Source organism: Streptomyces sp. NPDC058289, from assembly GCF_042880975.1.
Lineage (GTDB): Bacteria > Actinomycetota > Actinomycetes > Streptomycetales > Streptomycetaceae > Streptomyces > Streptomyces stoeckheimensis.
Genome location: NZ_JBHVYI010000199.1, coordinates 1 through 2,249 on the forward strand (window position 1 = coordinate 1; position 2,249 = coordinate 2,249).

Here is a 2,249-nt window from a genome sequence, read left to right on the forward strand (position 1 = left end):
GCGGACCCGGCGGCCCGCCTGCTGGCCGACCAACCCCCCCACGGACCGCAGCCCCCCCGGCCCCCCGCCCCTGTGCGGCCGCCGGGCCGTAGTCTGCGGGCCCGAGACTGCGGCTCGGGGCCGGGGTCAGGCGTTGACGCAGGTGTTGCCGAACGCGGGGTTCAGCAGCCCGATCACACTGACCGAGTTGCCGCACGCGTTGATCGGGATGTGGACGGGGATCTGGATCAGGTTGCCCGAGCCGACCCCCGGGGAGTGGGCGGCGAGGCCCTGGGCTCCGGCGTCGGCCGAAGCCGCCGAGGCCCCGCCCACGAGAAGGGCGCCCGAGGCGAGGGCGAGTGCGGCACTCTTGAGGACACGCGACACGACAGATCTCCTTGCTGGCTGTGCGGCGGCGGACTGCGGGGCCCATCAGCTCCGTGACCCGCCGCGCGACGGCCCCTGGACCGGGCCCGCGCCCCTCCTTCGGCCCGGACCCCCGGCGCGGTTTGGTCCAGGGGTGCCGGTTCCCCCGAACGGATGCCCTTTCGCGTGTATGTCGGCCAATCCGTGCGCGGACCGGCTCCGAAGACAAGGTGAGACAGCAAGGACCCGGCGCGCACCGCGACCCCGGCGGACGGGGAACAGGTGCGCCTGCCACGAAGGATCGTTCATGCGATGGATGGACCGGCGAGAACCACTCGCGGCACCGCCGTGCCCGCCCGGGCCCGGCCGTACACGGGGGCCGCTCAGGTGAACCCCGAGAAGCTGCGCTTTCCCGGACCGGGCCCGGGCAGCGGCACAGGCACCGGCCCCGGATCGGCCGCGGCCGAACTCGCCGAGCTGATGGCGCGCGTCGCGCAGGGGGACCAGGACGCCTTCTCCACGCTGTACGACGCCGTGGCCGGAACCGTCTTCGGCATCGCGGTCAAGGTGGTGCGCGACCGCGCACAGTCGGAGGAGGTCGCCCAGGAGGTGATGATCGACGTGTGGCGCCAGGCCGCCCGCTACCGCCCCGAGCAGGGGAGCGTCATGGCCTGGGTGGCCACGATCGCCCACCGCCGGGCGGTCGACCGGGTCCGCTCCGCCCAGGCCTCGGCCACCCGCGAGCACGACGTGGGCGTACGCGGCCAGGAACGGCCCTTCGACGAGGTGAGCGAGCAGGTGGAGACCCGGCTGGAACGCGATCAGGTCAAACGCTGCCTGCGCCGGCTGACCGAGCTCCAGCGCCAGGCCGTCACCCTCGCCTATTACCAGGGGCTGACCTACCGTGAGGTCGCCGAGAGCCTCCAGACTCCTCTTCCCACGATCAAGACCCGGATGCGCGACGGACTGATCCGCCTGCGCGACTGCATGGGGGTGACCACGTGAAGCACGACGAAGAACTGCACACCCTCACCGCGGCCTACGTACTGGACGCGCTCGGTCCGGGCGAACAGGAGGCCTTCTCCCGGCACTTGGCCCGCTGCGCGCCGTGTTCCGGAGACGTCGCGGAGTTCTCGGCCACGGCCGGCCGGCTGGCCGCCGCCGTGACCCTCGTGCCCCCGCCGCAGCTGAAGGCGGACGTGCTCGCCCGCATCGAGACCGTCCGCCAGCTGCCCCCGAGGGTCGGCGTCCGCCGGGCGGCCGGATTCCTCGACCGGCTCCCGCGCAGGGCCGGGGCATTCGTCGTCGCCGCGTCCCTCGTCGGCGCGGCCGTCTTCGGCGGCGCCGCGCTCCACGAGAGCAGGCAGGCGGACCGGGCCCGGCAGGAGGCCCGGCAGGCCGAGGCGCGCAGCCAGGAGCTGCGGTCCGTGGTTGCCGCCCCGGACGCCCGTACCGTCCACGGCCGCACCAGCGGGGGAGCCGCCGCAACGGTGATCACCTCCGCCGCCCGGGACCGGGCCGTGTTCCTCGCCGACCGACTGCCGGCCGCCGGGGAGGGCCACACGTACCAGCTCTGGCTGGCCGACCGCGGCACGATGCGCCCGGCCGGCTTCCTCACCGGCGACGGGGCGGCCGTACTGGACGGCGGCCTCGGTACGGCCACGGCGGTGGGCCTGACGCTGGAGCCCGCCGGGGGATCGGCGCAGCCGACGACCAGCCCCCTGGTCCTGCTCGCTCTGCCGGCTAGGGCGTAGGGCGTAGGGAACCCCCGGGCGGGTGGCCGCGAGCGAAGGCTCCGGCCACCCGCCCGCCGCGGTCCCGGCCCCGGGGGGGCTGGCCCCGGGCGTGGGTGGCGGGGATCAGGTGGGGGTGCCGGAGCGCGGGGGCCCCGGCGCGCGCCCACC

At 75.5% G+C, this 2,249-nt stretch carries 3 protein-coding genes; 2 read left to right on the plus strand and 1 reads right to left on the minus strand.

Going from position 1 to position 2,249, the window contains the following annotated elements:
* Positions 1-126 precede the first annotated feature (126 nt).
* Positions 127-366 (minus strand): chaplin, encoded by a 240-nt coding sequence (locus tag ACFVX6_RS40785; RefSeq protein ID WP_389699639.1) that lies wholly within the window; start codon positions 364-366, stop codon positions 127-129.
* Between the two features lie 459 nt (positions 367-825).
* On the opposite strand from ACFVX6_RS40785, the gene sigK reads away from it, so the two are divergent.
* Positions 826-1,350 carry an ECF RNA polymerase sigma factor SigK gene (gene sigK / locus ACFVX6_RS40790; RefSeq protein WP_389699641.1) on the plus strand — a complete coding sequence of 175 codons (525 nt, stop codon included), beginning with the start codon at positions 826-828 and terminating at the stop codon, positions 1,348-1,350.
* A complete protein-coding gene (locus tag ACFVX6_RS40795) occupies positions 1,347-2,099 on the plus strand; it encodes an anti-sigma factor domain-containing protein (protein ID WP_389699640.1) in 753 nt (250 codons plus the stop codon). The genes sigK and ACFVX6_RS40795 overlap by 4 nt, the downstream gene beginning before the upstream one ends.
* The last annotated feature ends 150 nt before the right edge of the window (positions 2,100-2,249 follow it).